Source organism: Cellulomonas sp. P4_D11, from assembly GCF_056401915.1.
Map to the genome: position 1 here is coordinate 1 of NZ_JBFUIK010000074.1, position 1,785 is coordinate 1,785.

The following is a 1,785-nucleotide window of genomic DNA, read 5'->3' on the forward strand; positions in this document are numbered from 1 at the left end:
GGCGGGAGCCGACGAGGCCACCGTCGCGCTGCGGGGCTGACGGCTCCGGCTACGCCACGGCCGCCGCGGGTCGGGTGGCCGTGCCCAGCGCGGCGAGGTGGCGGGCGACGTGCTCGGCGTCGCGGCCCACCCCGTGCACCATCGCGGAGGCGAACGCGTACTGGAACGGCAGGCCGACGAAGTAGAGCCCGGGCACCGAGGGCACGACCCCGCGGTCCGTCACCGGGTAGCCGTCCGCGCCCAGCGGCGCCGGCTCGACCCAGCCGAAGTCGTCGCGGAACCCGGTGGCCCACACGATCGACCGCGCCTCGACGACGGTGCCGTCGCCGAGGACGGGCCGGCCCTCGCGCACGTCGACCACGCGGGCGGCGACGTGCCGCACGCCGGCCGCCGTCAGGTCCGCCGACTTCACGCGCAGCAGCGGGGCCCCGCCGGCGCGGATCACGGGCTGCATCCGGCGCCCGACCGGCGTGCGGACCGTCAGCACGTGGCGGGCGACCGTGGGCAGGAGGAGCGCGGAGATCCGACCGCGCACCCCGCCGTAGGGCAGCTCGCCGTGGAACCGCCCCGCGAGGAGCACGTCGTGGCCCGCCTGCGCGAGCTCGAGCGCGAGGTCGGCGCCGGAGTGGGACGCGCCGACCACGAGGACGGGCCCGTCGGGCAGCTGGGCGGGCCGGCGGTACGCCGTCGAGTGGAGCTGCACGACCGCAGGATCGACGTCCGCCGCGAGCGCCGGTGTCCACGGGTCGCGGTGGCCGCCCGCCGCCACGACGAGGGTTGCGCAGGACAGCTCGCCGTCGGTCGTCTCCACCCGAAAGCCGCTCCCCGCCGAGCGCACCCGGCGGACGTCCACCCCGGTCCGGACCGGCAGGTGCAGCTCGGCCGCGTATTGCTCGAGGTAGTCCGCCATCTGCCCGGCCGTCGGGTACGACCAGCCGGGCGCGGGGAACGGCACGCCGGGCAGGGCGTCCAGCCGTGCGGGGGTGAAGAGCCGGAGCGAGTCGTACCGCTCGCGCCAGCTGTCCCCGACCCGGTCGTGCGCGTCGAGCGCAAGGCACGGCAGCCCGCGCCGCGTGAGGTGGTAGGCCGTCGCCAGCCCGGCCTGCCCGGCACCGATGATGATCGTCCGCTCGTCCATGGTCATGACCTCCGTCGTCGTCGATGCGTTCGACGCTAGGAAGGACGGGCGCGGCCGGCATCGGGCGTCCTGCCCAGGCGGCCGGCCGGGGCGTGGGCAGTTCTGCTCACTCGGCGGAACGCTCCACGACGCCGTGGTCGTAGGCCCAGGCGGTCGCCGCGGACCGGGACTGCACGTCGAGCTTGGCGAAGATGTTCGAGACGTGCCGCGCGACCGTGCGCTCGGAGAGCGTGAGCGCTGTGGCGACCGCGCGGTTGGTGCGCCCCGTCGCGACGAGCCTGAGCACCTCGACCTCGCGCGGGCTGAGCGGGCCGCGCGCCGGCGCGGGCGCTCCGTCCAGTCCGGCCAGGTCCGTCGCGGCGCCGAGCCGGCGGAAGGTCGCGCGTGCGGAGTCCTCGTCGAGCGCGGCGTCGACGTCCTCCCCGAGCGACCGGCGCGCCCGCGCGAGCGCGACGCGGGCGCGAGCGACCTCGTACGGCACGTCGAGCTCGAACCAGCCGTCCACCGCCCGACCCAGTGGCACGAGTGCCGCCCGCGGGTCGCCCTCGGCGAGCAGGACGGCGCCGTCCGCGGCCGCCGCCAGCGTGTCGACGCACAGGCTGCCGGCCGGCCCGTCCGCCGACGCCGCGAGCCGCTCCGCCGCGAGC

2 protein-coding genes are annotated in these 1,785 nt (G+C 77.4%); both read right to left on the reverse strand.

Translation table 11 applies throughout. The features are described 5' to 3' along the window. Positions 1-49: 49 nt before the first annotated feature. Positions 50-1,138, reverse strand: coding sequence for a flavin-containing monooxygenase (locus AC1DT4_RS20220; RefSeq protein WP_477091547.1), 1,089 nt, complete (start codon positions 1,136-1,138; stop codon positions 50-52). Positions 1,139-1,244: 106 nt separating this feature from the next. After that, positions 1,245-1,785, reverse strand: a 541-nt coding sequence (locus tag AC1DT4_RS20225) for a helix-turn-helix transcriptional regulator (RefSeq protein ID WP_477091548.1), incomplete at its 5' end; no start/stop codon positions are given.

Coding starts and splice junctions, on each gene's coding strand:
- AC1DT4_RS20220 (WP_477091547.1), bottom strand. CDS start 1,138: ATGGACGAGCGGACGATCATCATCGGTGCCGGGCAGGCCGGGCTGGCG.